This window comes from Mucilaginibacter sp. CSA2-8R (assembly GCF_038806765.1).
GTDB lineage: Bacteria > Bacteroidota > Bacteroidia > Sphingobacteriales > Sphingobacteriaceae > Mucilaginibacter.
On the sequence record NZ_CP152389.1, the window covers coordinates 3,356,184 to 3,382,649 of the forward strand.

At 45.0% G+C, this 26,466-nt stretch carries 19 protein-coding genes; 11 read left to right on the forward strand and 8 right to left on the reverse strand.

From position 1 onward, the window contains the following. Nucleotides 1-14: 14 nt before the first annotated feature. From AAGR14_RS14400 to AAGR14_RS14425, 6 genes are all read left to right on the forward strand, one after another. Nucleotides 15-1,640 carry a RagB/SusD family nutrient uptake outer membrane protein gene (locus AAGR14_RS14400; protein WP_342644926.1) on the forward strand — a complete coding sequence of 542 codons (1,626 nt, stop codon included), beginning with the start codon at nucleotides 15-17 and terminating at the stop codon, nucleotides 1,638-1,640. Nucleotides 1,641-1,754: 114 nt separating this feature from the next. Next, nucleotides 1,755-3,590: an SGNH/GDSL hydrolase family protein gene (locus AAGR14_RS14405; protein ID WP_342644927.1), complete on the forward strand. Its 1,836-nt coding sequence runs from the start codon at nucleotides 1,755-1,757 to the stop codon at nucleotides 3,588-3,590. Beyond that, a complete protein-coding gene (locus tag AAGR14_RS14410; protein WP_342644928.1) occupies nucleotides 3,587-3,970 on the forward strand; it encodes an SxtJ family membrane protein in 384 nt (127 codons plus the stop codon). The genes AAGR14_RS14405 and AAGR14_RS14410 overlap by 4 nt, the downstream gene beginning before the upstream one ends. A 34-nt stretch (nucleotides 3,971-4,004) precedes the next feature. Further along, nucleotides 4,005-4,124 (forward strand): DUF5989 family protein, encoded by a 120-nt coding sequence (locus tag AAGR14_RS14415; protein WP_342644929.1) that lies wholly within the window; start codon nucleotides 4,005-4,007, stop codon nucleotides 4,122-4,124. Nucleotides 4,125-4,128: 4 nt separating this feature from the next. Beyond that, on the forward strand, nucleotides 4,129-5,949 hold the full coding sequence (locus tag AAGR14_RS14420) for a carbamoyltransferase (RefSeq protein ID WP_342644930.1): 1,821 nt from the start codon (nucleotides 4,129-4,131) through the stop codon (nucleotides 5,947-5,949). 212 nt (nucleotides 5,950-6,161) lie between these two features. Beyond that, complete coding sequence (locus AAGR14_RS14425; protein ID WP_342644931.1) at nucleotides 6,162-6,947, forward strand: hypothetical protein; 786 nt, start codon at nucleotides 6,162-6,164, stop codon at nucleotides 6,945-6,947. A 290-nt stretch (nucleotides 6,948-7,237) separates the two neighbouring features. On the opposite strand, the gene AAGR14_RS14430 is transcribed toward AAGR14_RS14425, so the two are convergent. Further along, nucleotides 7,238-8,863 (reverse strand): insulinase family protein, encoded by a 1,626-nt coding sequence (locus tag AAGR14_RS14430; RefSeq protein ID WP_342644932.1) that lies wholly within the window; start codon nucleotides 8,861-8,863, stop codon nucleotides 7,238-7,240. Between the two features lie 19 nt (nucleotides 8,864-8,882). Here AAGR14_RS14430 and AAGR14_RS14435 point away from each other — a divergent pair, with 19 nt between their 5' ends. Further along, nucleotides 8,883-9,035: a hypothetical protein gene (locus AAGR14_RS14435; protein WP_342644933.1), complete on the forward strand. Its 153-nt coding sequence runs from the start codon at nucleotides 8,883-8,885 to the stop codon at nucleotides 9,033-9,035. Here AAGR14_RS14435 and AAGR14_RS14440 read toward each other — a convergent pair. After that, complete coding sequence (locus AAGR14_RS14440) at nucleotides 9,019-10,098, reverse strand: pitrilysin family protein (protein ID WP_342644934.1); 1,080 nt, start codon at nucleotides 10,096-10,098, stop codon at nucleotides 9,019-9,021. The two genes, AAGR14_RS14435 and AAGR14_RS14440, sit on opposite strands and share 17 nt — an antisense overlap. Before the next feature lie 296 nt (nucleotides 10,099-10,394). Between AAGR14_RS14440 and AAGR14_RS14445 the strand changes: the two genes are divergently transcribed. Further along, nucleotides 10,395-10,976: an SUKH-4 family immunity protein gene (locus tag AAGR14_RS14445; protein ID WP_342644935.1), complete on the forward strand. Its 582-nt coding sequence runs from the start codon at nucleotides 10,395-10,397 to the stop codon at nucleotides 10,974-10,976. Nucleotides 10,977-11,053: 77 nt separating this feature from the next. Further along, nucleotides 11,054-11,269, forward strand: coding sequence for a hypothetical protein (locus AAGR14_RS14450; RefSeq protein ID WP_342644936.1), 216 nt, complete (start codon nucleotides 11,054-11,056; stop codon nucleotides 11,267-11,269). Nucleotides 11,270-11,540: 271 nt separating this feature from the next. Here the strand turns inward: AAGR14_RS14450 and AAGR14_RS14455 are convergent, their stop codons facing one another. Next, a complete protein-coding gene (locus tag AAGR14_RS14455) occupies nucleotides 11,541-12,341 on the reverse strand; it encodes an adenylate/guanylate cyclase domain-containing protein (protein WP_342644937.1) in 801 nt (266 codons plus the stop codon). Nucleotides 12,342-12,689: 348 nt separating this feature from the next. Here AAGR14_RS14455 and AAGR14_RS14460 point away from each other — a divergent pair, with 348 nt between their 5' ends. Next, complete coding sequence (locus AAGR14_RS14460; protein WP_342644938.1) at nucleotides 12,690-14,027, forward strand: PQQ-binding-like beta-propeller repeat protein; 1,338 nt, start codon at nucleotides 12,690-12,692, stop codon at nucleotides 14,025-14,027. A gap of 186 nt (nucleotides 14,028-14,213) precedes the next feature. On the opposite strand, the gene AAGR14_RS14465 is transcribed toward AAGR14_RS14460, so the two are convergent. The 5 genes from AAGR14_RS14465 to AAGR14_RS14485 form a co-directional block, all read right to left on the reverse strand. Next, nucleotides 14,214-18,965 (reverse strand): IPT/TIG domain-containing protein, encoded by a 4,752-nt coding sequence (locus AAGR14_RS14465; protein WP_342644939.1) that lies wholly within the window; start codon nucleotides 18,963-18,965, stop codon nucleotides 14,214-14,216. Nucleotides 18,966-19,313: 348 nt separating this feature from the next. After that, nucleotides 19,314-20,792, reverse strand: coding sequence for a two-component regulator propeller domain-containing protein (locus tag AAGR14_RS14470; protein ID WP_342644940.1), 1,479 nt, complete (start codon nucleotides 20,790-20,792; stop codon nucleotides 19,314-19,316). A 75-nt stretch (nucleotides 20,793-20,867) separates the two neighbouring features. Next, a complete protein-coding gene (locus AAGR14_RS14475) occupies nucleotides 20,868-21,416 on the reverse strand; it encodes a hypothetical protein (protein WP_342644941.1) in 549 nt (182 codons plus the stop codon). Nucleotides 21,417-21,681: 265 nt separating this feature from the next. Beyond that, nucleotides 21,682-24,753, reverse strand: coding sequence for a beta-L-arabinofuranosidase domain-containing protein (locus tag AAGR14_RS14480; protein ID WP_342644942.1), 3,072 nt, complete (start codon nucleotides 24,751-24,753; stop codon nucleotides 21,682-21,684). Between the two features lie 20 nt (nucleotides 24,754-24,773). After that, nucleotides 24,774-25,460: a LamG-like jellyroll fold domain-containing protein gene (locus AAGR14_RS14485; RefSeq protein ID WP_342644943.1), complete on the reverse strand. Its 687-nt coding sequence runs from the start codon at nucleotides 25,458-25,460 to the stop codon at nucleotides 24,774-24,776. A 391-nt stretch (nucleotides 25,461-25,851) separates the two neighbouring features. Between AAGR14_RS14485 and AAGR14_RS14490 the strand changes: the two genes are divergently transcribed. Continuing rightward, a complete protein-coding gene (locus AAGR14_RS14490; protein ID WP_342644944.1) occupies nucleotides 25,852-26,277 on the forward strand; it encodes a nuclear transport factor 2 family protein in 426 nt (141 codons plus the stop codon). The last annotated feature ends 189 nt before the right edge of the window (nucleotides 26,278-26,466 follow it).

Sequence of the window (26,466 nt, forward strand, 5' to 3'; positions counted from 1 at the left end):
TTAAGAAAATTGAAATGAAAAAAGTATATTTTTTTAGCACGATTATCCTCATCCTGGTGGTGGGATACTCATGTACTAAACTGAACGACAATAACTACAACACCATAGTATCCAGCCAATTTAATCCCACGCCCAGTGATGTAGCTGCGCTGGTAGGCGTACCGTACACCACATGGCGTAAACTGGAACTGGGCCGCAGTGCCAACGCCATTTGGCGTACTAATGAGCTGGCTGGTGACGAAACAGTAATACCGGCGAGGCCAAATGGCTGGGTAGACGGTGGTATTTACCGCCGTATGCACGAGGCCAAATGGACGGCAGCTGATGACAACAGCAACGTAATTTGGACCAACGCATACCAAGGCATCACCAATTGTAACAGGTTGCTGTACCAGTTAGATAACAATCTTATTCCGGTTACCACTGGTAAAGAAAACCTGGTTGCAGAGCTTAAAGTATTGCGTGCATCGTTCTATTATGCACTATGTGACTTTTTTGGCAATGTGCCTATCATTACAAAGTTTGATGTGCCATCAGGCTTTTTGCCCGACCAAAGCACGCGCACAGATGTATATAATTTTATCGTTAGCGAAATTACAACCAACTTACCGTTGCTGAGCACCAATAATGATGGCACCACCTACGGCCGTTTTAACAAATGGGCAGCACTGGCACTGTTAGCTAAAGTATACCAAAACGCACAGGTATACACCGGCACTGCCCGTTGGACCGAATGTATTGCCGCCTGCGACCAGATCATACAGTCTGGCTTATACAACCTGGAATCGGTGCAGGCCAATGTGTTTGCTACCAATAATGCCGGTTCAAAAGAGATTGTATTTGCCATACCTTTTGACAATCTGTATACATCTGATGGTGAAACTGCCTGGACCCTGCACATGGAAACTTTGCAGCCCGAAAATCAGGCTACCTACAATTTCCAAAACACACCATGGGGAGGCATTTGTGCTGAGCCGCAGTTTATCAACACTTTTGACCCGGACGACAATCGATTGAAAAGCAATTGGATACAAGGACAACAGTTTACTGCCAGCGGTGCTGTTTTAATGGGAACGATGGATAAATTTAGCGGTAAGCCGTTAGCCTATGTTAACGATTTGCCAGGCGTAGATTCATCACAGGAAATACATGGCTACCGCCTGGGTAAATACCAGATACAGACTGGCGAGTTGGTAGGCATGAGCAATGATTTTCCACTATTTAGATACGCCGATGTGCTGATGATGAAAGCTGAAGCCGCTTTACGCAATGGCGATGGCAACACGGCAGCTACGCTGGTTACACAGGTGCGTCAGCGCAACTTTGTTAGTACACCGGCTAAGGCAGCCGTTACCGGAGCACAGTTGGCCGGACCAACAAAGTACGATTACGGCTTAAGAAACCACAATACCACTACACACGAATCTGTTTCCGATATTCAATACGGTCGCTTTTTGGACGAATTGGGCTGGGAATTTGCACAAGAGGGACGCCGCCGGCAGGACATGATCAGGTTTGGCTGTTTAACTACCAAATCTTGGTTATCGCACTCGCCCAACGGCTCATACCGCACGCTGATGCCTATACCTACCAGCGCTTTGCAAACTAACTCTAAGTTGAAGCAAAACCCGGGCTATTAATTTATTTATTCCAATCATTCGTACCACCGCAAAACAACAGCTATAGTTTTGCGGTGGTTTAATAACATACTGCTTATTGATACAATATTTACCAAATAACCACTTACATTCTACATGGCATCCCCGCATCTCAGCAAGTCTAAAAAAACGGTATTCAGGCTAATCGCTTTTATAGTACCGTTTGCCCTTTTAGCTTTGTTAGAGGGTGCTTTACGTTTAACCGGATACGGGCATGATACCTCACTATTTGTACCCTTACCGAATGATGTATCTAAAATGGTGATGAACCGCTATGCATCCGAGCGTTATTTTTCTGACACGGTTAACGCTACGAAAGGATATTACGAGCCCTTTAATAAACAAAAGCTACCGGGCACCTTGCGGCTGTTTGTTTTAGGCGAATCCACCGCTGCAGGCTATCCTTATTTTCATAACGGCTCGTTTCATCGTTGGTTGCAATACCGCTTAAACCACGAGTTGCCATCGCAGCGGGTAGAGGTCGTTAACCTAAGTTTAACGGCCGTAAACTCGTACACCGTACTCGATTTTGCCAAACAGCTTACCCCCTTTCAGCCTGATGCGGTGATGATTTATGTTGGCCACAACGAGTATTATGGCGCTCTTGGCGTAGCCTCTACCAGCCGGATAGGCAGCAACCCCACCATGATTGCCATGCTGCTCAAGCTCCGCAGATTGCGCTTGGTGCAGTTGATAGACAATTGGCTTTACCGCCTCAAAACAGGCAGCGGCAAACCGACCGATAACCGCGAAAACCTGATGAAACGCATGGCGGCTAAACAGTCCATTGCCCAAAACAGCGCCGATTACCAGGCAGGTATCCGCCAGTTTGATAACAACATGACCGCGTTGAGCCGTCTTTTTGCACAAAACAAAATCCCTGTCTTTATCAGTACGCTGGTGAGTAACCAAAAGGACTTAAAACCCTTTATCAGCGCAGGCACTGGCAGTGCATCGGCCAATGCTGCGTTTGCCGCAGCCGAACGCGCCTACAACGCCGGGCAATTTGATTTGGCCCGCAAAGAATACATTGCCGCCAAAGAACGCGATGAGCTCCGTTTCCGGGCACCGGAGGCCATAGATCAGATTATCCGTAAACTGGCCCAGAGCAATCCATACCTGCACCTGGTAGATGTGCGTACCGCTTTTGAGCAGGCTTCGCCCCACGCTATTTTAGGGCACGAAACCCTTTTAGAGCATGTACACCCCAACCTTTATGGTTACGCTTTAATGGCCGATGCGTTTTATCGGTCGCTTAAACAATATCACATTATAAAGCCGCAACCTCAAAACGAAATGACCTTTGCACAGCTGTGGCATCAAATGCCGGTTACCCAGGTTGATTCGCTGTTTGGCGCTTACCAGGTAATGATGTTGAAAGCCGGCTGGCCGTTTAACCAGCCTATACCGGCCGGTTACCAACGGGAGCAAACCGTTGCCGCGCAAATTGCCGGACCACTATCGGTAGGGAATATTACCTGGAACCAGGCCAACGATGCCCTCTTTAAAAACGGCATGGCCACCGGCGACAAGAAAACCGCATTGAAAGCAACCGAAGCAGCTTTGCTCGAAAATCCGGAAAATAACCAGTACTATTTATATGCTGCCAGGCTGAATTTTGACTTGGGTAACTACCCCGAATCGGAGTTTCACTTTACGCAGGCTAACCGCTTATTCCCGTCGTTCGAAAGTGCGCAAAACCTGTTTCTGTTCTACATTAAAGCCGACCAGCCTCAAAAAGCCCTGGCGACCCTTGATGAAGTGATAGAAAAAAACACCACCACACGCAACTTTGAGCCTTACCGCTCTATGTTAACCGGCATTGTGAGTAACCAGCAAAAGATAAATCAGCCCGGTGCACGCATGGCCATTGCCAATGATTACGCAAAAATGGGCGAACCCGGTCTGGCCGAAAAATACCGCAAACCATGAAAGCACCATTGAAAGAAAACCGGGACCTTGGTTTGCTGGTTGGAGCAGCGTTTATGGTAATAGCCCTTTACAAATGGCACAAGCACTCGTTGGCCATGCCATGGTTTGCCGCTATAAGTGGTGTATTAATATTTTCGGCATTGATAGTGCCGCAATGGCTCACATGGCCACGCAAAGGCTGGGAAGCCTTGGGCAAAGCGCTGGGTTACATCAATACACTGGTACTATTAACGCTGGTTTATGTAGTGATTGTAACGCCGTTTGGCCTGATAAGCCGGCTACTGGGCAACGACCCGCTCAAATTAAAAACAGGCCCAACTGCCGATAATTACTGGAAAATGATTGATAACGACCAGACACAGCTGGAACAACAATTTTAATGCTATGGGTATTTTAAGCGAATTTTGGATTTTTATGAAAACGCGTAAGCGCTACTGGCTATGGCCTTTTGTGCTTGTGGTACTGCTGCTTAGTCTTTTTTTGTTTGTGGCGCAAAGCACCGCCTTATCCACCTTTATTTACGCTTTGTTTTAGGCCAATGTACATCCTGGGTATATCCAGCTTTTATCATGACAGTGCTGCCTGCATCCTTAAAGATGGCATATTGATGGCCGCTGCCCAGGAAGAGCGTTTTACCCGCATTAAAAACGATGCGGCCTTTCCTGAAAAGGCCATCAAATACTGCCTCGATTACTGCAACATTACCCTGAAAGAAGTACAGCACATTGTTTTTTATGAGAAGCCCTTTCTAAAATTTGAACGGCTGGTAGAAACATTTTTTGCATTTGCTCCACGAGGATTAACCGCCTACCTGAAAGCCCTGCCCATTTGGGTGAAACACAAGCTTTTTTTAAAACGGGTAATAACTAAGGCACTAAAAAAAATAACACCCGACTGGGTGCCCGGCGCCAACACGCTGCTGTTTACCACCCATCACCAGTCGCATGCGGCTTCGGCATTCTTTCCATCACCTTTTGAGGAGGCGCTGGTTTTAACGCTGGATGGTGTTGGCGAGTGGGCAACCACCTCGGTAGCCGTTGGCTCGGGTAAACAGTTAAAAATGGTTCGGGAGATACGATTTCCGCATTCTATTGGGTTGCTTTATTCGGCTTTTACCTATTACCTGGGTTTTAAGGTAAATTGTGACGAATACAAGGTGATGGGCCTGGCACCCTATGGTAAACCGATATTTAAATTGCTTATTTATGAGCATTTGATAGATGTAAAACCTGATGGTTCTTTCAGGCTCAACATGCATTATTTTAATTATGCCACCGGCCTTACCATGACCGGGCGGCAATTTGACCAACTGCTTGGCCAGCCGCGCCGCAAACCGGCCGAAGCGCTCAGCCAGTTCCATATGGATGTGGCGGCATCCATTCAGCAGGTAACCGAAGAGATTATGCTTAAACTGGCGTTGGCCATGCACTCGGCCTATCCGCATCAGAACCTTTGCCTGGCTGGCGGGGTAGCCCTTAACTGCGTAGCCAATGGCCGTTTATTGCGCGAAGGTCCGTTCAAAAACATCTGGGTACAGCCCGCCGCCGGTGATGCAGGTGGTGCCTTAGGTGCAGCTTACTATACCTGGCACCAATACCACCAGCAACCCCGCCCGGCCAACAACACCACCGACCAAATGCAACAGGCCCTATTGGGGCCGGATTATACTCCTGATGACGTAAAACTGGCAATAGACAATGCCGGGCTTGAATACGTTACATTACCCGACGATGCTTTTTACACCGGGGTTGCCCGCCTTATTGCCGCCGGAAAGGTAGTAGGTTGGTTTAACGGACGGATGGAATTTGGCCCCCGAGCCCTTGGCGCCCGCAGCATCCTGGCCGATCCGCGCCATCCGGAAATGCAGTTGGTTTTAAACCAAAAAATTAAATTTCGCGAGTCGTTCAGGCCCTTTGCCCCTGCTGTGCTGTCTGATCATCAGCAAGAGTATTTCGACTTGGCCAAGCCGAGCCCTTATATGTTATTCACTGCCCCAGTAGCGGCTAAACAACGGGTTGATGCTAATGAAAGTACGTCCCAAACCGGCCTCGAAGCATTAAAGACTTTACGCAGTACCATGCCTGCCGTAACGCACGTTGATTATTCTGCACGTTTGCAAACGGTAACTCCGGAGCATACCGAATTTTACCGGCTCATTCAGGCTTTTTACCAGTTAACCGGCTGCCCGCTGTTAGTTAACACCTCCTTCAATGTAATGGACGAACCCATTGTTTGCTCTCCTGCCGATGCCATACGTTGTTTTTTGAGCTGTAACATGGATGTTCTGGCCTTCAAAAACATTGTTGTTTACAAACCGGATTCCCGACCTGACTATATTGTTCAAAATCATCAGCGATAACAGCATTATCTTTAAAAAAGCTGCATAAGGTTTATCTGCAAAACTTATTATAACGACATTTGTCGCTGTCAATTTGAATACAAACGTCATTATCTCCGAGAAGCTCCTTGATACTGATTGAGCACTTCTCAAACAAAATCCTGAAGTCAAAGACGCCTGTTTGATGTATCGCTTTTATTTCTTTACTTAGATAATAATATTCCTTTATCACTATGAACATATTTCGACCATCCATCAAGCTGGTGCTGCCCGCACTGATGCTGAATACCTTCTTTGTAAGCGCGCAGAAACTGCCTAACGTTCAAACTGCCAGCATATATGCGCCGACCGATATTAAAATTAACGGCAACACCAACGAATGGAACAATAAGTTTCAGGCGTATAACAAGGCGGTCGAAATATATTATACACTCTCTAATGATGATAAAAACCTTTACCTAACGGCCAAGGCCAAAGAGCGGGAGATTATTGACAAAATTATAAGAGGCGGCATTAGCCTAATTATCAGCCGGGAAAATGACAAGAAGAGTAAAAATACGCTTTCGGTAACTTATCCTGTACTTGAAGGCCCTGCTATGTGGGAAGTGGCCGATAAGTTTGCCCGGCAAAGCATCAATTATAAAAATAAAGAAACGCTCAACATCAACGATTTAAACACAGCGTTTGCCAAACGCGAAAAGCTGATCGGCGTTACCGGCGTAGCTGCCATCCCAGATTCGGCCATTTCGGTTTACAACAGCGACGGTATTAAAACAGCATTCCTGTTTGATGATAAATTGACTTATACTTACGAGTTAGCTGTGCCTATCAAATATTTAAACTTACCAGGCAACAGCGGAGGCAAGTTTAGTTATCAAATTAAAATTAACCCCGACCCAGGTTTCAAAAAGCCCATTGTTATTACCGCCAATATGCCGCCTCCACCCCCTCCGGTAATGGAAGGAACCCTGGCAACTACCGACTTTAAGGGGAGATATACCTTAGCGAAGAAACCTTGATTAGCATTATTTCCATACTCAGCAACCCATCAGCACCGAACAGGAGAATGACTATAAATAAATATCTTGTTCTGGATGTTTATTGAGAAGCTATTAACTAAGCTGCTTCTAATATAGCTATTGTAAACTAAAATCTTTGAGCTAATTGTAGGCTGGAACAATAACCGCCCTGCATAGCAAACTAACGTTAAGCATGCTCGCGTAAGTCGAACGGACGCAGTCAGTAAACAAAAAGGCCGCCCTGTCAATCACATTGACAAGACGGCCTTTATTAATTTATATTAATCCTGTTACTTCTTTTCAGGGTAAAGGACAAGTTTAATCAGGTTGTTACCACTCATGTACTTGTTGGCAGTTTCTTTGGTAGATTGTACCGTTACTTTCTGCAAATCGGTAATATGCTGCAATACGGCATCCGGGTTTTCCTGGTTTTGTGAAGCTAATGAAAGCTTGCCAATCCAGAAACTATTTTCTTTAAGCTGCACCTCCGTCGAGCGTTTCTCTTCGGCAGCAAACTTTTGAATGTCTGTGGCCTCAGCACCGTTTTGCCTAAGTTTTTCGATTTCTTCCATCGAGGCGTTAATCAGCTTTTCTACGTTAGCCGGTGCGCAGGTAAAGTAAACGGTGACGCTGTAGCGGCTTTGCGGCAACTTGTTGTACACGGCACGTACCCCCGGCGAGTATACACCGCCTTCTTTTTCGCGCAGACGCTCGGTAAGCTTAATATTCAGAATTTCCTCCAGCGCATCAATCTGCAGATTGTTGTCTTCGTTGTAAGCATAGTCTCCGCTAAACACCAGCTGTACAGTGCTCTTGTCGCCAATACCGCGGTAAACTTCTTTGGTTATTTTACCGGCAGGTGCATGGATGCCCAGGTTTTTGTAGGTTTCTTTGCTGTTGGTGGCAGGCAGGCTGCCTAAGTATTGCTCCAGCAATGGCTTAACTTTTTCTACATCAAAGTTGCCCACCAGCGTAAAGGTAAAGCCCGACGCATCGGCAAAGCGGGATTTATAAAAGCTGAAAGCTTTATCCTGGTTAGCCTGGTCGAGCAGCGCAGCGGTAACGGGCATGCGGCGGAGGTTGTGGTTACCCAATGTAGCAGCTACGGTGTCCTGGTATACGCTGTTTGGGTCGAGGCTGCGGTTGGCCAGAAACGATTTGGTTTGCGTAATGTTAGATTGCCATGTGTCGGCGTCTTTGCGCGGCTGGGTAAAATACAGGTAAATTAATTGCAGCGCGGTTTCAAAATCTTTTGGCGCGGCATATCCATTAATGCCTTCAGTAGCTTCGGCAATATAAGGCGATACTGCAACGTTTTTACCGGCCAGCATTTTGCCTAACTGTATTTGGGTAAAGTTGCCTACTCCGCTGCTGTTTACCGAACTTGCAGCTAAACTGGCCGACGGATAATCGGCATCGCTGGCTAATGAGGTTCCGCCAAAACTGTAACCGTTAATCAATATCTGGTCGTTTTTAAAGTCGGTTGGCTTTAACACTACCTTAACGCCGTTGCCCAGCTTAAGCGTGGTGGTGCCAATGGCGGCATCTTTGGTTTCGCTAACTACTTTGCTGCCGGTTGGGGTTTTAGCCAGTAAAGGCTCTTTGCTAACCTTATCTACATAAGCGCTTACCTGGTGGCCGGCTTCTTTAACCCAGCTTAACAGTGTTTGCTCGGTAGGCAGGTTAGCTTTATCTTTTTCGGGCGCCTGTACCACGATAGTACGGTTTTGGTCGCTAATGAATTTACCGGCCATGGCGTTAATATCGCTCAGCTTAATTTTGTCTATGTTGTCTTTATAAAAAGCATATTCAAAATCAAGTCCGGGCATGGCCTCCCCTTTTAAAAAGTTACGCTGGTACTCTTGTACAAAACGGGCTGATGGGGTTTTATCCTTTTCTTTATAGGCATTCTCCATACCGGTCAGCGCATCTTTTTTGGCTCGCTCAAACTCGGTTGCGGTAAATCCGTACTTACGTGCACGTTCTACCTCATTAAGCGCCGTAGTTAGAGCCGTTTTTAACTCGCCGGTGTTTTTAGCTACGGCAATGGTAGTAAAGGCATCCTGGTTACCTAAAAAACCGCTGTAGCTTGCCTGTGCAAATAAATACGGCGGATTAGGTTTTGCAACAGCTCGGCCATACGCGCGTTCATCATCTGGTTAAACAGGTTTACGCGGATATCCTGCAGATACTGATTTTTGGTTTTAGATACGGTTGACGGGTGCTTTACATAAATCTGCACTACATTGTACGGATACTCTTTATCAGTCACAATTTTTACTGCCGTACCCGCCGTAGATGGCACCTGGTATACCAAGCGCGGCTTTTCTTTAGCCGGGTTTTTAAGTTCAGCAAAATTTTGCTTAATCAGTTCCTCTACCTGCTTAGGGTCAAAATCACCAACGGCAATAACGGCCTGCAAATCCGGGCGGTACCAGTCGTGATAGAAAGCTTTGATAGTTTCGGGCTTAAAGTTTTTCAGGATCTCTTCTTTACCTATCGGCAAACGCTCGGCATAGCGCGAGTTGTTCAGCAATACCGGAAATATCTGGCGCTGCATCCGCTCGCCGGCATTTTTACCACGCAGGCGCTCCTCTTCGAGTACTACGCCACGTTCCGAATCAATTTCTTTACTATCAAAACTTACCATGCCCGCCCAGTTGGCCAAAATGGTAAAGCCCTTTTTAAAAACATTGAGGCTGTCTGTAGGCAGCGGCAATTGGTATACGGTTTCGTCAAACGAGGTGTACGCGTTAAGGTCGGCCCCAAACTTAACGCCCGCTTTTTGCAAAAAGTTAACCAGGTCATTCTTCGGGAAATCGCGCGTGCCATTAAAGGCCATGTGCTCGGTAAAGTGCGCCAAGCCCCGCTGCTCGTCAGTTTCCAGAATGGAACCAGCCTTATTAACCAGGTACAGTTCTGCACGGTTTTTAGGCTGGGTATTTTTGCGGATGTAATAAGTAAGTCCGTTGGGCAGATGACCGATAATTACATTGGCATCAACCGGCAATAGATCGCCCTGCGACCGGCTGGCTACTATCGGCTTTTTTTCTTTAGATGACGATACCGGTTTTTTGGATTGGGCAAAAGCTCCGCCGGTAGCCATCAGCAGAGCTAAAGCAGCAAGCTTGCTGCCATTATTTAAATTCATATAGGGTGGTTATTTGGTTTAGGACACTAAGATATTGGCTTTGTTACAACAAACTTAAGCTGATTTTAGATAGTTGCTTATTTTTATGATGTTAGTAACGTATTAGTGATTGGTGAGTGATTTTTAAATCTGTGTGAAGGTGTAAAATTTTAAATAAAAAGCACAACGGCGTCCACTGATATGATTACTATCATTAACTGGTTTAAAAAGAATGTTTTTGTTCGTTTTATTGGTTAAGGCAATCGTTAATTCTCTACCTTAAAGTTGCGTATGTTTAATCCATCATCAACCATAAAATGACCGCGCAAGAATATTTATCGATTTGGACTTCAACAGGAGACCAAGTTTCTCCTAACAGCCGACAAAAGCTTACAATCTTTAAATTTCAGCCATTTACTATTGATTATTTGGAGGTCGGCCTGCCCAAAGATGCTGCGCCATACTTGTCTTTTGCTGGTGAATGTGATGATGTATATGCACGCGTAACGAAGTTAGAAGATTTGTATGCACTATGCCCCGAACGTGATAAATATATTGTGATAGGTTCGGACGAAAGCGGAAATCCAATTGCTATTAATATACAAAAGAATGATTTGATAGAGTGGTTGGATCATGAGGATTGTTTTGCACCGGGCTACTGCAACCGGTCAGTGGAATGCTTACTTCAATTCCTCATTTTTTACCGGGATTTTATAAATGATATTATCGAATGCAATGGTCCCGAAGCATACATGGATGCCAATTTTACTGACAAACAGTATGATGTCATGAAAAATCGCATGTATATGGTTGACCCTGACGCTTTTAAAAAAGATCGCTTTTGGAAAGGAGTTTTGGAAGAGTTGTTGGTTAATAGGGACTACTATCAAAATCAGTAAGCGGTCTTGTTCTTATTAGATTTGAATCTAAGTGCTCCTGCTTACTGACCTGCTTATCTTAACATTTTATTGATTGAATGAAAATTACCATCGTCCTGCTTTCTGCCGCTTTAATCTTAGCTGGCTGTTTTGCAGACCCTTACGTAAGAGACATTTCTACCGAGCGTCCTGAACCAAAAAATATTTTGGGTACCTACAAGTTTAAGGAACAGAGCATTACCACCGAAGCTAATGCTTTACCAGCAAAGGAACCCAAGGCTTCGTCTATTACACTGTTTGCCGACGGCCATTAAAAAGCAGTAAATCTACCTAATGTTTTTAAAAACAGCGACTCTAAAGAGCCTGATTACGTGTCGGCCGAAGGAAAATGGCAGATAGACACAGCACAAGTGTCTTGGGAGCATTCTACCACTTACTACGGAATAAAGTTAACGGGAATAATCGAAAGTTTTGCCTCCTATAAACTAATGGGTAACGAACCACCTTACCAGTTAATGATCATGTATGACGACCCAAGCCTGGGTATGGTTATGATATTCAATAAACAACAGAAGTTTACTTGCCTTACCCGGCTATCGCCATCAGATAAGCCAGTTCGTTTATCTGGCTGGCTGCCTCCAAAACATGCTGATAGGGTTTGCCGGCCAGGCGCACGTCCTGTACACGCGTTAAACCTTTTAACCTGACGCTGCGTTTTTCGTGCGCGCTTACCTCATCGGCTAGTAAAGCATACGTTTCCTCGGCCACAATAAAATTGTTGTTTAAATTTTTTGTTTCGCCCTGTAAACGTGAGGCAATGTTAACCGGCAACCCCATCACCGATAGTTGCTGGTGAGCATCTAACCCAAATTGCCCAATCATTACCTTACCGGTATTCAGGCCCACCCCAACTTCGAGCGGTTGCCCGTAATAAGGCACGCCATAAATCCGGTTAAACAGGTCCATGGTTTCAAAAAGTTTATGCCCGGCCTGGTAAGCCTGTGCAGCAGCTTCGCGAATACCGGTACCTAAACCAAAAACAGCGTAAAGACTATCGCCGGCCATGGTTATTGTTTTGCCGTTATAGCTTTTAATGATCTGGTTAAATACCGAAAACAAACGGCGAACACCCGTAATTACCTCCCTTACCGGCCGTGCCTCCATCCACGAGGTAAAACCCCGGATGTCTAAAAACATAACGGCCAATTCGTGTTCCTGGTCATCTTCCGGCCATCCGGCTGCGCACGGATTAGGTTGTTGCAAAGCCTTTTGTGATACTTCTATCGCCTGACATTCTTCCGAAAAAAGTCCGTCTTTTAAAAATTGGGTATATAAAACTGTTGAGTTTTGATCTGAATTTGGAGTGTTGGTAGAGTTGGCTTGCATTGTTGTTAAGTTTAGTTGTTACTAACTAAGACGCTAAGCTTCCAAAAACATTTTAAATAAAATCACAAAAAAACAGAGCTGATAATTTACTGACCAAAATGGTAAGCTTAAATGACAAAACCGGCACTCTAAAGCGTTAGTTACACACTGGTTGATCGTGATAAATTAATTCGACGTTATCTTCGCGTCACCAAAAATCTACCAAGATCAATTCGGGTGTGTATGTTGCACAGGCCAAACCTTTGCTGATTAATACCCTATAAAGACTTGAGAGTAAGAATGTTTACCATATTGCTTAACAGCTATTTATAAAAATAAAGCTAAATTTGATTCTTTAAATTAAGCAAAATGCCTAAACCACTGCGTATTAACATCATCATTATAGCGCTTATAACAATGGCCGGACTAATAGCCGGCTGTAAAAAAAACAACCCTCAAGATGAAATACCGACTACCACTAAGCCAGTATCAACGCCCCTGCCCGACCTGGCCATGTTTGTAAATACTTTTGATAGCAGTTCGGGTACAACTACCTATTTCCTTAATGCTGCTACCGGTAATGTACTTACCCAATACACTTACCCGGCGCAAACCAACACTACCTGGTGCCAACCGGTGGCAGGCAACGGCTACTTATATAATTCAAGCAATAACAAAATAGATGCTATTAACATGAACACCGGTTCTGTAGTATGGACAGATGACGTGACTAACGTTAGCGCACCCATATTGCACGACGATACTTTCTACGGTGTATACACGAACGCTAATGACTCTTATGGCATTTATGCGCTGGATGCCACCAAGCCATCCAAAACTTTTTTATGGAAGTATGAGGTAAACAAAGCGGTTCAGACCCAGTATCCGGGTAATATCAACGTTGAAATTAAATATTACAACGGCTTAATCTATATCGCTGCTGCATACAAAAACATTGCTGCTGTAGATGCTAAAACGGGCGTACTTAAATGGCAGATGAATACGGTTAATTACGTAAGCAATTCGTTAATTGCTTTAAACAATGGCTTCATCATCAATGAGGATAAAGTGATTGATGCCGCCACAGGCCAACAAATATGGATGGCAAAGCCTGCAGCCCTTCCGCCTACCTTTACCGGTAATCAGGAACTAGCCAAAATAGAGTATGTTACCAAAGACTTGTATTTTGTAGCCACTACACACTATCCATCATCGCCGGGTAACAGAAAGTGCTTTTTGAGTGCGATTGACAAAACCACGGGTAACGAAAAATGGCATACTAATTATGGAGGTGGCTATAGTAACTATGACACCATAAATGCCGTTACTCAGGTTTGGAATAACCAGTTGCTCATTAAAAAACTGGTATATACCGGCGCAGGCAAGTATGGCGCTAACGTAGATGAACGTTACCTGCTGATGGACATAGCAACAGGCCGGATTATTGTAACCCTTAGTGATACAGGAGCCGGAACAACCAGCGGTGCATACATCATCAACAACGATATCTTTTTTTGCAAAAGATGGGAATCCACGTTGCACGGGGTCTTTGGCCCGGTATCTCCACCGGCTAACTATGTTTTTACTAACGATTTATTAACCGGCAAACAAAAGTGGAACAACAACAAGTTACTGGAGAATTACCAAGGCACTGCCTACAGTTGTGTTGTAACTGGCGGCAAAGCCTATTCGCCGCTTATTCATTAACTGTTAGTTGCTAAATTGAAATCTTGATTGTGTAGCTACCTGTGGCAAGTGGTTGGACTTGTTAAAGTTCATAAATGCATTTTTAGCTCATCTTTGACGTATATCTTTTTGCTAAAGTTAAATGGACTGAACTACGCTGGTAATATTTTAGGCCGCATTTAAACGCTTGATCATTAACCTGATATACTACTTTTTGATTATTTTGAAAACATTAACTGCTTTGCCCTGCAAAAGATGCATAGAGTAGATACCAGGTATCACTGACGATAAGTCAAGCTGCACAATGCCTGAACTATTGCTGAATTTATTACTCCATACTTTGTTGCCGTTTATTGTTGAATAAATATTTACTTCTGACATTGGCACAACGGCTTCTCCAAGATTTACGTACAAAACGTTCTCAACCGGATTGGGATATGGAATGCGGTTACCCGGATCATTAATAAAGCGCTCAACCACACCCTGACAGGGCTGATTAGTACTGACCAGCAGCCTGTTAGTACCTTTAGCCAAAGGCAAACTAATTGTGTTACTGCTGGTATTAAACACACTACCGTTTAGTGTAAGCGTATAGTCTGTTCCGCCCTGTAAATTAACGTTAAGCATGTTATTTTCTTTGTTTACTACCGCGTAAACTGCCAAATCTTTAGGCTCAGTTATCTTTAATTCAAAACATTGTTTATAATCCGGCTCTCCCTGCACCGTAATACAAAGATTATAAGTGCCTGCAACTAACGACGGAACCGTTACCTGTTGCACAAACGAAAAAGTCTTATCGATTCCGTTACCGGTTAATGTGCCTGTGTAAACTAACGACTGTGCTGCAGTGACACTGATTGTTCCGTTTGCCTGGCCTTTACAGCTAACATCCGTTGCCGACACCCTGAAGTTATCGGCCGGTAAAACATACTTTACTTTAACCTCAATGGGTTCGGTTTCAGTGCTATAGTCATCAACGCGCAATCTGGCTTGGTAAGAACCACTCTCTGTGACTGTAAATGTAGCGTTGTCTGTATTTTTTACAGTAACGCCGTTGCGCAGCCATTCATACACATAACCTTGCCCTTCGGTAGCCTGAAGCTTAACCCTGCTGCCTTTAGCAAAGGTAAGCGGCCCATCTGCAGTTAATACAGGTTTCGGAATAAACCTGAAACCATCAATCTTTGCTGCACCGGCTGGAGTAATGACAGAAGCCGCCCCGTTTGCAGCCACTCCCACTGTCGCAGTGATATTGGTAGAAGAATTTACTGTAAATGAGTTTGCCCGGGTATCAGCAAAAATTACGTTCTTCACTTCATAAAAATTGCTGCCGGTTATAGTTACCTGAGAGTTTTCGCCCACTGTGGCCGGTTTAATTGAAGTAATTTGAGGCGGAGGGATAAACATAAAATTAGCAATACTTGCTTTACCTGCAGGGCTGCTCACCTCTATCGGTCCGCTTGCACCATTCCCAACAATCGCAATTATTGTATTATCGGTAAGAATCTGAAAACTGGCAGCAGCCTGGTTACCAAAACTTACGGCTGTTACGGCACTCAAGTTTGTGCCGGTAAGTGTTACCGCAGTTGCTGGCGCACCACTCGCCGGAGCAACCGAATTGATAGCTGGGAGTGTCAGAAAGGTGAAGCCCTTGCTACCTGCCCAACCAGATCGCGACGTCACCTCTATAGGTCCGCTTTTACCGGTTCCCACATTGGCGGTAATTATTTCGGCCGATACAACCTTAAAAGAAGCTGCGGGGACACCGCCAAAGGTAACATCGCTTACACCAGTAAAATTAAAACCCTTAATAGTTACCGGTGCACCGGCTGCAGCACTTAGTGGACTAAATGATTCGATAATCGGGGATTCGATAAATATGAAGCCATCATAGCTTGCTGTACCTTTAGGCGTTTTAACAGATATTACACCACTTGCTCCTCTTCCTACAACTGCTGTAATTAATTCAGTTGAATTGATGGTAAATGATTGAGCAGACACGCCGCCAAAGCTTACCTCAATAAAATCCTTAAAATTCGTGCCTTTAATTAATATGGTGCTACCTGTATTTCCTTTAAGCTCGCTTACCGATGTGATGGTTGGTTTGTCGGATATGTAAGTGAAGCCAGCCAGCGTAGCTGAGCCGCCAGGGTTGTTAACCACAATATCGCCCGAAGCGCCATTGGCAACAACAGCGCTTAAGGTAGTTGCAGATATCAGTTTGAAAGATGCTGCCGGGATGCCGCCAAAACTCACCGATGTTACAGCGCCTAAGTTAGTACCTGTTAAAGTAACGGCAGTCCCTGTTTTAGCGCTCATTATACTGGCGGAAGCCAGTACGGGCGGGTTGTAAAAAGTAAATGATTGCTGAGCTGTAGCTGTACCACCCAACGTAGTTAACGCAAAATAACCTGAACGAGCATTTTCGTCTAAAACAGCGGTAAGGGTAGTTGCAGATTCTGCTTTAAAATTAAGAACAGAACTACCGCCTAACGTTAGGCGCGTTGCGCTGGTTAGGTTTGTGCCGGTAACTGTAATCTTTGTACCTGCCCCACCTTCCAGCGGAGAAATGCCACTAATAGTTGGTGATGAAACAAACTGAAACCCCGGCAATGTGGCAGTACCGGCAGGCGATACAACTTTAATATCGCCGGAGGCACCTCTGCCCACTATTGCGGTAATACTAGTTGCCGATTGTACATTAAAAAAAGTTGCCGCCACCCCGCCAAATGATACGGCTGTAGCACCGGTTAAATTTAAGCCAGTGATGGTTACCGATCCGCCCACACCGGCAGACATGGGCTGGCCGCCCGTTACAGATGCCGACAGTTTAACTGATTTGGCAAAAACGCCGCCACACTCATAAGCAACAATCACTTGATCATCAATAACACACATCCCCGAATTTGATATCTCGCCGGCAGATATTTTGTAATTACCTCCTACGTCTTCCCAGTCACTACCATTGGCATTAAGCCTGGCCACCGATAGTTTACCCTCGTTTGCCGAAGTATAAGTTACGTATGGTGTACTGCCATAAAAAGCAAGTTCCGCTTCGCTTCTGCCTCCATAACCAAGCACGCGTTTTCCAAGCTGAGACCAGCCGGTTTTTGCATCATTAAATTTATAAAGACCTAACTTATAAGAATCTTCTAAAAGCAAGTACAAAGATGACTGGTAAAACTTAAGTGCAGAAATTCTGAAAGACTGCCCGTAGGTAAAAGGCACTTCCACCATTTTTTCCCAAACGGCTGCGCCGGTTTTGAGGCGCATAATTACTACCTTATAATTAAGTGAATTGTAATAAGCCGCGTATACCGCGCCCTGGTCGGCAGCCAGGGTTACTTCTTTTGCTGTTGTGGGTATAAAATTGGCATCGCCGGCTACCTCCCAGGCACTACCATCTTCTTTAAGGCGCATCACCGTGCCTTTGTCATAATTGTTGTATGCCTGGTAGGCAACGTATGGTACATTACCATTTAAGGTTAATGATAACTTGCTATTATCAGATACAGCTTCGGTAAATGTCGGGTTGCCTACCACTTCCCAGTCGGTACCGGCAGCGTTTAATCTTTTTACGGTAGCCCGTTCAGAATCTCTATAATAAACGTAGGGTTGTGTTCCATTCATCGCGATGTCCATTTCATTAACCCAAGACTTGGAGACTGACGACGAACCTACTTTTTCCCAGGCAGCCTTTACTTTGTCATAGCGGGTAACGTATAAGTGCTGGTTATCACTAAAATCTGTATAGGCAAGATACGGAGACGTGTCATCGCTAACCATCTTCATGGTCCATGCGCTGCCTGGTAAAAATGAGGTAGTGCTGGCTTTTTCCCATCTGCTGCCATCATCGCTCAGTTTCGACGCCACTGCCCTGCTCAAATAACCGTAATCACGATAGACCAAAAAAGGTTTGGTACCTATAAAGTCGAGCGAGATGCCAGTAGCCTGCCCACTACTGAAAGCCTGATTGCCTACCCAGGACCATTTCGTACCCTCGGCGTTTAACTTTACCACCGACAGCCTGTAATCCTGACTTTGATCAGTGTAGGCCACGTACAGCGTCCCGTTGTTTGATTTCATTACCACGTTGCTTGCCATGCCTAATGAAACACCAGACTGCCCCAATGGCTCAAAAGATTTATTTGCCTGATTGTATTTAATGACTGATATTTTATCGGATAGTAAGGCGTCTGAAAAGGCTATGCATGGTACAGACCCCCAAAAGGCCAAACACGTATTTGTACTCGATCCCGAATTTATTGATGTGGATGCTAATGTTTCCCATTTGGTCTCTGCATCGTTTAAACATTGCAGCCTTATTGTAGAATAAAGGCTGTAATTTTGATAAGCAACGTAAGGCTTATTGTTGTAAAAAGCCAAAGAAGGGAAAGCCGCTTTATTTTCACTAAAATTGGCATTACCCACTGTTTCCCATTTGGTTTCGTCTGCACTTAAGCGCACAACCGATACCTTATCGCCAGCAAGTACATTTGTATAAATTAAATAGGGTGTATGGTTGTTTATAACCATCGACATATAAACCACCTGCGCCTTGGCCGCTGCAGTGTCACCCACCGTTTCCCATTTTGCAGCACCTGATTTTAACCTTTTTACATAAATACCCCCTAAACCATAGTAAGCAATGTACATATCGCCCTGATCTATCTTCATATTGAAAAGTGTAGGCACGTCAAACTTAGAGATATTAAAAGACGCACCGTACTGCACCCATCCCTTCCCTGTTTCAGAGGGCTTCTGTATGCTAAGCTTTTCATCACTGTACATAGCCACATACGGAACATCGTCTTTTAGCGTCATGGTAGAACTTAAAACCTTTCCAAAATCGAGCTGCTCGGATTCGTCAGGTCCTAATGGCTGCCAGGATTGTGCATAACTAAAAGCAATGGAAAAGGTAAGCAAGCAAAAAATTGCAGCAAAAAGAGGTGTTCTCAAACCTGCGAAATTATAATAAGATTAGAATGATATTAGCTTTGTAAATATATATACTTTTATTGACTAGCTGTAAATCACCATGATGCCATACAACGGCCATGGCGAGTAAGCCATTTTAGCAAACTAAAGCGTTGTACGTAAACTTGCTCAACAAGTTTACTGACGGCCTTTATCAAATAGGCATGATTTGAATTTTTAAATATGATTTTGAAAGAAGAAGAGCAATGCTATGTGTTTTCACAAATTTGACAGAATTTAATTTAAAAATTGACATTGGGGACTCCAAAAAAATTTAAATCATTGAAAAACTGATCAGCGTTAATTTTTGAAAATCAAACCAGCGACAAGTTATCTTTTACTAATTCGTAACATACCGTTGTAAGTTGATATGTATAACTTCCCTTTAAAATCCTGGGCAATTTGATAAATGCCTGTACTCGGCACCTTCGAATTTTCGGAATGGTACACCTGCCAGTCATTCGCGCGGTCAAAACGTACCAAGCCCGACTCGTTAGTTCCCATCCATAATACTTTTTCAAAAGGATCATAAAAAATGGAATTAAGGTGGTTTGATGGCAGGCCAGAATTATGATCATTATAATGCGTCCAGTTCCCGTTTTTGTCCAGTTTGGCAACGCCTTCACTGGTCCGGTCGCGGTTTTTACTTGGGGCATAATCATACAAACTAAAGTAAATATTACCTTCTTCATCTTCGGCAGCACCCGTTATGCAAATACCCTTTAGCGGCGTTTTGGACTGGTTTAACGCCGTAACCTTTTTTTGGTCGTCAATCATAATACTCCCGCTAAAGGTGCCAATCCATAAACGGCTTTGCTTGTCGCGGTAAGCATAATTAACCCGGTTTGACGGCATTACAGATACTGCACGTTTATCAATTTTTTCATATTTACCCTCTTTGTAAATCACTAATCCCTTATCATCGCACAACAACATTTCATTAGCAGCAGTAGGAACAATATCATATACGCCACCAATCCCTACGTTAGCGGTATTAAGCTTCTCGAAAGTTTTTCCATCAAACTTAAATATAGCATCGGCCGCCCCTATCCAAATATTGTTAGCCTTATCCATTGCCACTGCATTAATGGTCTGATTGGGCGTAAACGGAGAATTGGTTTTATCAAATGTCTTAAAAACACCATGCTCAAACCGAGTCAAACCGTCCAGCGTAGCATACCAAATGTCATCGTCGTTTCTGACCATTACATGCTGACTCATATCCTGAGGTAAAGCCGAATTTTCTTTTTGCCAGACATTAAACTGGTAGGCAGGCAAATTTTTATTGGTGTACTTGTAGGATGTATTGTAAATTTTTACCTCCCCACGGCTGGACATATTAGCTGTAATTTCTTCCTGATTTACACGCTCGATAGTGCCGCTTATACGATCATTAGCCAACCTGAACATCACGTTGATTGATGCTGTGGTTGGTTTTCCGTTTTCCATAGCCGGGAACCACTTACAGGCGTTTAGCCCGTCGATGATATCCTGGCTTATCTTGCTTTTGGTTGGGTCGGAATAACTGAGTGTACAACCTCGTCCCTGCGAGTCTACCAAAACCTGAAACATAACTGCACCGCTTGCGCCTTTAAGGTTATAGTTACTGTTGATTTTATCAGCAATTTGATTAAAACTTACCGAATCATAAGTAGCCTTGGGGCTGCCGCAGTCCAGGCAAAAAGCATCGGTTTTACAATTATCGAGCTTTTGAGTAAACAAATGTTGTGCACTGACAGCAAAGGGCTGCAAAATAACCGCAAATGGCACGGTCAGAGTTAAATAAAATGAGCGGATAAGGTTTAACATCGTTTCAAATATATTAATGCTACCGCATTTTTTTGGCACCCGGTTCGGAAATATAAGATTGTTTTAAACAGATTTTTATTGCGCTACAGTAACCCGGCTTAACGAATGCACCTCATTCGCAAGCTCGCCAACTTCTTTCACCTCCTCCCAGCACAATGGCTGACTGATAGCGATTGGCAACTGGCTAAAGCCTACCAGCGCAGGGCCGTCCAGTTCGTTATACAACCGCTGGATGTCACCCGGGTGGGCAGTTTGCTGAATAAGCCAATGTCCCTGGTGCTGCATAATGGTTTGGGCCTGGTGGCGGCGCAGGATATTTAAGGTTTCGCCGGTGCAGGATGATAAGCGATAAACGGCGTACTGCATAATAGCCCCGAACGATACCGTAACTTCCAGCACGCCGATTATTTTTTGAAGGCGTAGTACCATATGGTCTGCTTTGGATGCCGGGATGCGTACTTCAAGTGTAATCAACACCACTTCGCGCACATCCGTACGCGCCTGCGACAGGCTGACAACCGGGTAATTGGGTCTTGAAAACGTTTGGATAATACGACTCAGGATGCCGTCCTGGTCATGGCAGCTTAAACTGAACAATTTGGTGGTTAACGCTTCTTTTTTCATAGCAAAAAAAAAGCCTCCCTACTTTCGTGGGAGGCTTGCTTTATATCGGTTTGTTTTTTGATTATAGCATCAGTGCCTCCCGGTTTGAACAAACGGCGATAATGACAACAATAATAATGTTGTTAATCATGATGCTATTTATCGCAGTGCTGTTCATTCGAAGTGGTTGCAAGTACGTAATTAACTGCGGGTTTTACAAGCGGTTATTTATTATTTACGCTGCAAACCGTTTATAATATTGATATTTTATTCTGATGATACCTGATTATTCGCTTTTGGGTTTTAGTGTAACATCCAGGTAAACCGAATGGCGGCCGTACGAATCGTAAAACGGTTTGTAAGGCACACCATCTATGGTAAACTGCAGTTGCTGCGGGTTACCTTTAATGGTCTGGCCAAGATCCTGCGCGTTCAGCGTTACCTTGCGCCATTCTTTCCGGGCTTCGGGCTCTTGTGCGGCCAGCAGGATGGGGCCGTAAAATAAGCTGGCAATATTCTGCTGGTCCATCACCGGGTCGAGGTGAAACTGGAAAGGCATTTTCAGGTCGATATGGTCACCACTTTTCCAGTTGCGGGCTAATTTAAGGTAACTACCGGGCGTGGCCTGCATTTTTTGCGGCTTACCGTTAACAGTTACATAAAAGCCTTTAGTAGCCCAGCCCGGTACACGCACATACATATCAAACTTACCATTGCCTTTAATAGTAAGCCGGGTATGGTCTTCTTTAGGGAAAGCGGTCGTTTGCTCTACCACAACGTTCCGCTCCGGCCAACTCAGGGTCGACGGGATGTAGAGGTTAACGTACAGCGACTGGTTATTCCGGCTTTTAAAATAAATAGTATTTTGCAGCTTGGTGTTACTTTCCAGCGCGGTGCCGTTGCAGCAGGTAAACCCGCTCATCTTGGCATTGCTGAACTGTTTGGTTACCCCCGGCCTTAACGATACATGGTAGGTATTGGCCGGACTATCCTCGGCCACCGAGGCCAGGATATGATTATATAAGGCACGCTCGTAATAATCCATCAGTTCGGCCTGCGGGTTGTACATAAACAAATCGCTGGTGAGCTTGAGCATGTTGTAGGTAGCGCAGGTTTCGTTCTGACCGCCAGCCGAAAACCCGTTTTGGTACAAGGTACCCGGCTCACTGATAAAACACTCGGCATTGGCCGGGTTGCGTGCCCCGGCAACACCGCCAATGCTGTACATGTAATCGCTTACGGCTTTATGCCAAAAGTTATCGGCCACTTTATAATATTCCGGGTTGTTTGATGCCCGGTAAGTTTCGATACTGCCAATAATTTGCGGTATATGCTGGTTGGCATGCAGCCCCCTAAAGTTATCCAGGTTTTTAGCCAAGCCGTTAGAGTGTTCTTTGTCGCCAAAAAACACCCGGATGTTATCAAACAGTTGTGCGGTTTTTAAATACTCCGGGTTATTGGTAACGCGGTATAAACGGGCCATTACCTCGTTCATGCCGCCAAACTCGCCGGCAATGTAGGTGTTCCACATTTTGATGAGCGTGTCTTGCGGCAATTTGCTTAGGCGGGCATACACCCAATCGCCCATGCCGGTAGCTACGCTGAGCGCCTTTTTGTTACCTGTTACCTCGTACACATCCAGCAACCCGGCTAAAATTTTATGCAGGGTATAGTATGGCGCCCAAATCCTGTCGTTCTGGCCGCCGTACTTGGCGCCATGCTCCAGCATAATAAACTGGTCGGGCGGATAAGCGCTGATAAAGCCTTTGCCCCAGTTATTGTAATCAGTGCGCAGGCCTTTGTCGCTCAAGTCAGAATCGTACGCCGACTTACCTGGCCCAACAGGTACTTTGGCTGCGTCAGATACGAACGGACCACCGGCCGTTTTTGGCTTGCCCGACATTTGCGACAGATTATACAGCGCATTCGCCATATAATCCATTTTTTGGGCAAATTTAGCTTGCAAGGCCTTATCATAACCCGTACCGGCATAAGCCTGTGCAATGGCGGTTAGGTAGTGACCAGTGGCATGACCGCGCAGTTTGGTATCCTGGCTGTCCCATACGCCCAAAGGTTTGGCACCGGCAGGCTGCTTTTGGCCGAACGCCTCGCGAAACATGTACAGGAAAGAGTTAGGGTCGGTTTCGGCCAGTGTTCTCACAAACTTATCGCGGTTTTCGATAAACCGGGTGTTATGGCCGGAGGCATCAGTATGTAGTGCGACCTGATTTAGTTTAAATGCTTCGAGTTTGGCGGCAGGTGTGGTGGTCTTTCCGGCCTCGGTTACAATAACGGTAGCTTTGGGCTGTAGCGCCGTGCCGGGTATGCGGCCCGTTACGGTATACTGGCCGGGCTGTGCTACCGCGCTGTTACTGGTCGGGTTAGGCCAAATCACCCGTACTTTAGGGCCGTTAACGCCGTTTTGGTAAGTACCCGGCACATACTCGGGCAGGCGAGGTAAGCTGCCCGCTTCGGTTTGTACGGTTACATCGGCTACTTTGGTTAGATAGGCGTTGTATAATTGCGGGTCGGTCGACGGGAAGCGCTCCAGATCATCCTCAGTTTTGGGCGAAGTATTAACCATTACTTGGCTATTGCCCGAGGCACGGTTGTAAATACCGGCCACCTGACTACCGCTAAGCGGAACACGATAAATGCGAAAATCGTGCAGCAAAGCGTTCAGGTAACCGCCATCGGCCGTTAACGATTTACCGATGTAAAGCTGTTTTTTGAAAGATGGTTTACCAAAAACCGAAGCCAATTCTTTAGGTGTGCCTTTGGTTTGTGCTGATACTTTGCCGTTAATATAGGTGGTGATGGTGCCCGAAGGTATATCGGCCACCACGGTTAAATACGTCCATTGATTAACCGGAACAGGCGGCGTTGCCGTTGCGGATTTGTTGCTGTTTTTTGCCGTGAGCATGGCTGCGTCAAACCCTGGCTTTGCCGGTGTACCGGCGGGCAGGGCAAAGAAGTGGCGGCCGGCATCCTTGCCAAAATCAAACCAGTATTGGCCCGGCTGGCCCGAACGCAGGTTAATCCACCCCGAAATACTGATGGATTCCAAATCGGTTAAAGCCTCGCCCGGCAGGGTAATAAAGGCGTTAGTTCCGTTTAAGGCGAGCACCTTGCCAAAGCGGTCATTGGCCACAAATAGACCATCGCCCTGCAGCTTGCCGTGTAAGGTATTGCGCGACCAGTCTTTAACATCGCCGTTAAACACGTAACGTGCTACCAAGTCAGTTTCGCCTATGCCGTCCAGTATCTGGTCACCGTTTTGGGCCTGTGCGCTATTAGCCAACGGCAGGAAGATAACCATGAAAAACAGTAACCGAAATATATGTTGAGGTACTTTCATATTGTTGTTGTCTGTAAAACCTATTTAGGTTGGGTATTATTATTAACCGGGTTTGTTTTCTGCAACTGCTGTTGTACCTCGGCCTCGCTCAAGGCGTAATCGTACATTTTAAGCGATGCGAGGTAACCGGTGTAATTCTCGCCAGCATCTGATGCACCGATGATGAATTTGGCATTTTTAATGGCGGATGGTACTGTCATCATCTGCAAGTTATCTACCACACCGTCCACATAAATTTTCTCTACCATGCCGTCAAACGTAAGCACCAAATGGTGCCACTGGTTTGCTGCGGGTAGATGCTTAAACGGCATACCAAAATGATAGTCGAGGTGGGTAGCAGCGCCAAAAGGGGCGCTGTTAAATAATAGGGCATTGTACGAGTTAGCCAGCCGCATCACCTCGGTGAACGAGGGTACCTCCATGGTATAGTTATACCAATTTACAAAGTCTTTACTGTACCAAACGGTGGGTGCGCCCGAGGCCAGCATAATATTATAGGTAGTGGCGTAGATGTAATAAATATCGCCAAACTTTTTGATGGTAGGGTCGGCAAAATAGCCGGGCAACAGCGGATTGAGCCTGGCATTAGGCGCCGGGACACCTATGCCTGTCGTTGGCGTTTGAGCAATACTGTTAGCGCTAACCAAACACATGGCCAATGCCAGTGCTGTAGTAAACTTTGTTAATGCGCTATATTTTTTGCTCATATGCTATTACTCAGCTAAAATAACCAACGGCTCTTATGCATCCTGCGGAAAGCTAACCTAAATGCAACTGGTAGCTGGCAGCAAACGCCGACTAATGCGCTTCTATTTTCGGAAAACAATGCAGGGGTGGCTGGTTACGTCAAAATAAGCATTATTTTAAAAGGAGCTTATCTTAAAAATTACCCGTCACTAACTTTATCTTAACTGAAAAAGCTGCCAACATCAAAGAGCGGTTTAAACCCGTCAAATACGCTTCCGCGTTCTTGATATATCCATTTTGACAATTAATATACATTTATTTAAAAAAGTGTAACGTTTCAAAATTAGTGGCGTCTTATGATTAAACAACCAGAAAACAGGCTCTCATCAGCCCACCTAAATTAAAAATATCATGAAAACATTACACACCTTCTGCTTAGCATTCATTTTATTGGCCACCACCATTTGCGCCAAAGCCGACGAACCTACTGCCGCTAAATTTACCAGGTTGTACACTTTGTCATCATACGTTAATACCATAGTTAAAGGCCAGGTTGCGGGCTTCGAAGCTGCCCTCGACCCATCAGTTACCTTTAGCGTGATGCGCGGACAAAAAGTTGTAACTTACAGCAAAGAAGATATGCTCGACTTTATTAAAAAGAATAAAGGCGTAGTACAAAACTGCATCACAACCACTACTCAAATTCAAAGCAATAGCGATATGTGCGTGATGAAAGTAGATATGAAATACGAAAACTTTACCCGCAGCAACTACATCACCATGGCTAATACCGGCGACGGCTGGAAAATCACCAATGTGCACTCTGTGTTTAAATAGTAATAATCGTTTTGTTTTGTTCAGTTTAGTTGAAGATAATGGGCCGCTGTGAGAGCGGCCTTTTTTTTGTTTGGTGTTGGTTGAGTTTACAACACCAACCGTTAAAACTAATTTATGCTAATCTACAATTTGAAGTAAAGCTGCCCTGTAATGTATTGATAGGTACATACAAATAATACGATAGACAAT

Excerpts from the sequence above, each read along its gene's own strand:
- AAGR14_RS14490 (WP_342644944.1), top strand. The coding sequence starts at position 25,852 with ATGAAAACATTACACACCTTCTGCTTAGCATTCATTTTATTGGCCACC.
- AAGR14_RS14470 (WP_342644940.1), bottom strand. The coding sequence starts at position 20,792 with ATGTTAAACCTTATCCGCTCATTTTATTTAACTCTGACCGTGCCATTT.
- AAGR14_RS14420 (WP_342644930.1), top strand. The coding sequence starts at position 4,129 with ATGTACATCCTGGGTATATCCAGCTTTTATCATGACAGTGCTGCCTGC.
- AAGR14_RS14485 (WP_342644943.1), bottom strand. The coding sequence starts at position 25,460 with ATGAGCAAAAAATATAGCGCATTAACAAAGTTTACTACAGCACTGGCA.
- AAGR14_RS14430 (WP_342644932.1), bottom strand. The coding sequence starts at position 8,863 with ATGGAGAATGCCTATAAAGAAAAGGATAAAACCCCATCAGCCCGTTTT.
- AAGR14_RS14480 (WP_342644942.1), bottom strand. The coding sequence starts at position 24,753 with ATGAAAGTACCTCAACATATATTTCGGTTACTGTTTTTCATGGTTATC.
- AAGR14_RS14410 (WP_342644928.1), top strand. The coding sequence starts at position 3,587 with ATGAAAGCACCATTGAAAGAAAACCGGGACCTTGGTTTGCTGGTTGGA.
- AAGR14_RS14445 (WP_342644935.1), top strand. The coding sequence starts at position 10,395 with ATGACCGCGCAAGAATATTTATCGATTTGGACTTCAACAGGAGACCAA.
- AAGR14_RS14425 (WP_342644931.1), top strand. The coding sequence starts at position 6,162 with ATGAACATATTTCGACCATCCATCAAGCTGGTGCTGCCCGCACTGATG.
- AAGR14_RS14400 (WP_342644926.1), top strand. The coding sequence starts at position 15 with ATGAAAAAAGTATATTTTTTTAGCACGATTATCCTCATCCTGGTGGTG.
- AAGR14_RS14460 (WP_342644938.1), top strand. The coding sequence starts at position 12,690 with ATGCCTAAACCACTGCGTATTAACATCATCATTATAGCGCTTATAACA.
- AAGR14_RS14440 (WP_342644934.1), bottom strand. The coding sequence starts at position 10,098 with ATGAATTTAAATAATGGCAGCAAGCTTGCTGCTTTAGCTCTGCTGATG.
- AAGR14_RS14475 (WP_342644941.1), bottom strand. The coding sequence starts at position 21,416 with ATGAAAAAAGAAGCGTTAACCACCAAATTGTTCAGTTTAAGCTGCCAT.
- AAGR14_RS14455 (WP_342644937.1), bottom strand. The coding sequence starts at position 12,341 with ATGCAAGCCAACTCTACCAACACTCCAAATTCAGATCAAAACTCAACA.
- AAGR14_RS14405 (WP_342644927.1), top strand. The coding sequence starts at position 1,755 with ATGGCATCCCCGCATCTCAGCAAGTCTAAAAAAACGGTATTCAGGCTA.
- AAGR14_RS14450 (WP_342644936.1), top strand. The coding sequence starts at position 11,054 with ATGAAAATTACCATCGTCCTGCTTTCTGCCGCTTTAATCTTAGCTGGC.
- AAGR14_RS14415 (WP_342644929.1), top strand. The coding sequence starts at position 4,005 with ATGAAAACGCGTAAGCGCTACTGGCTATGGCCTTTTGTGCTTGTGGTA.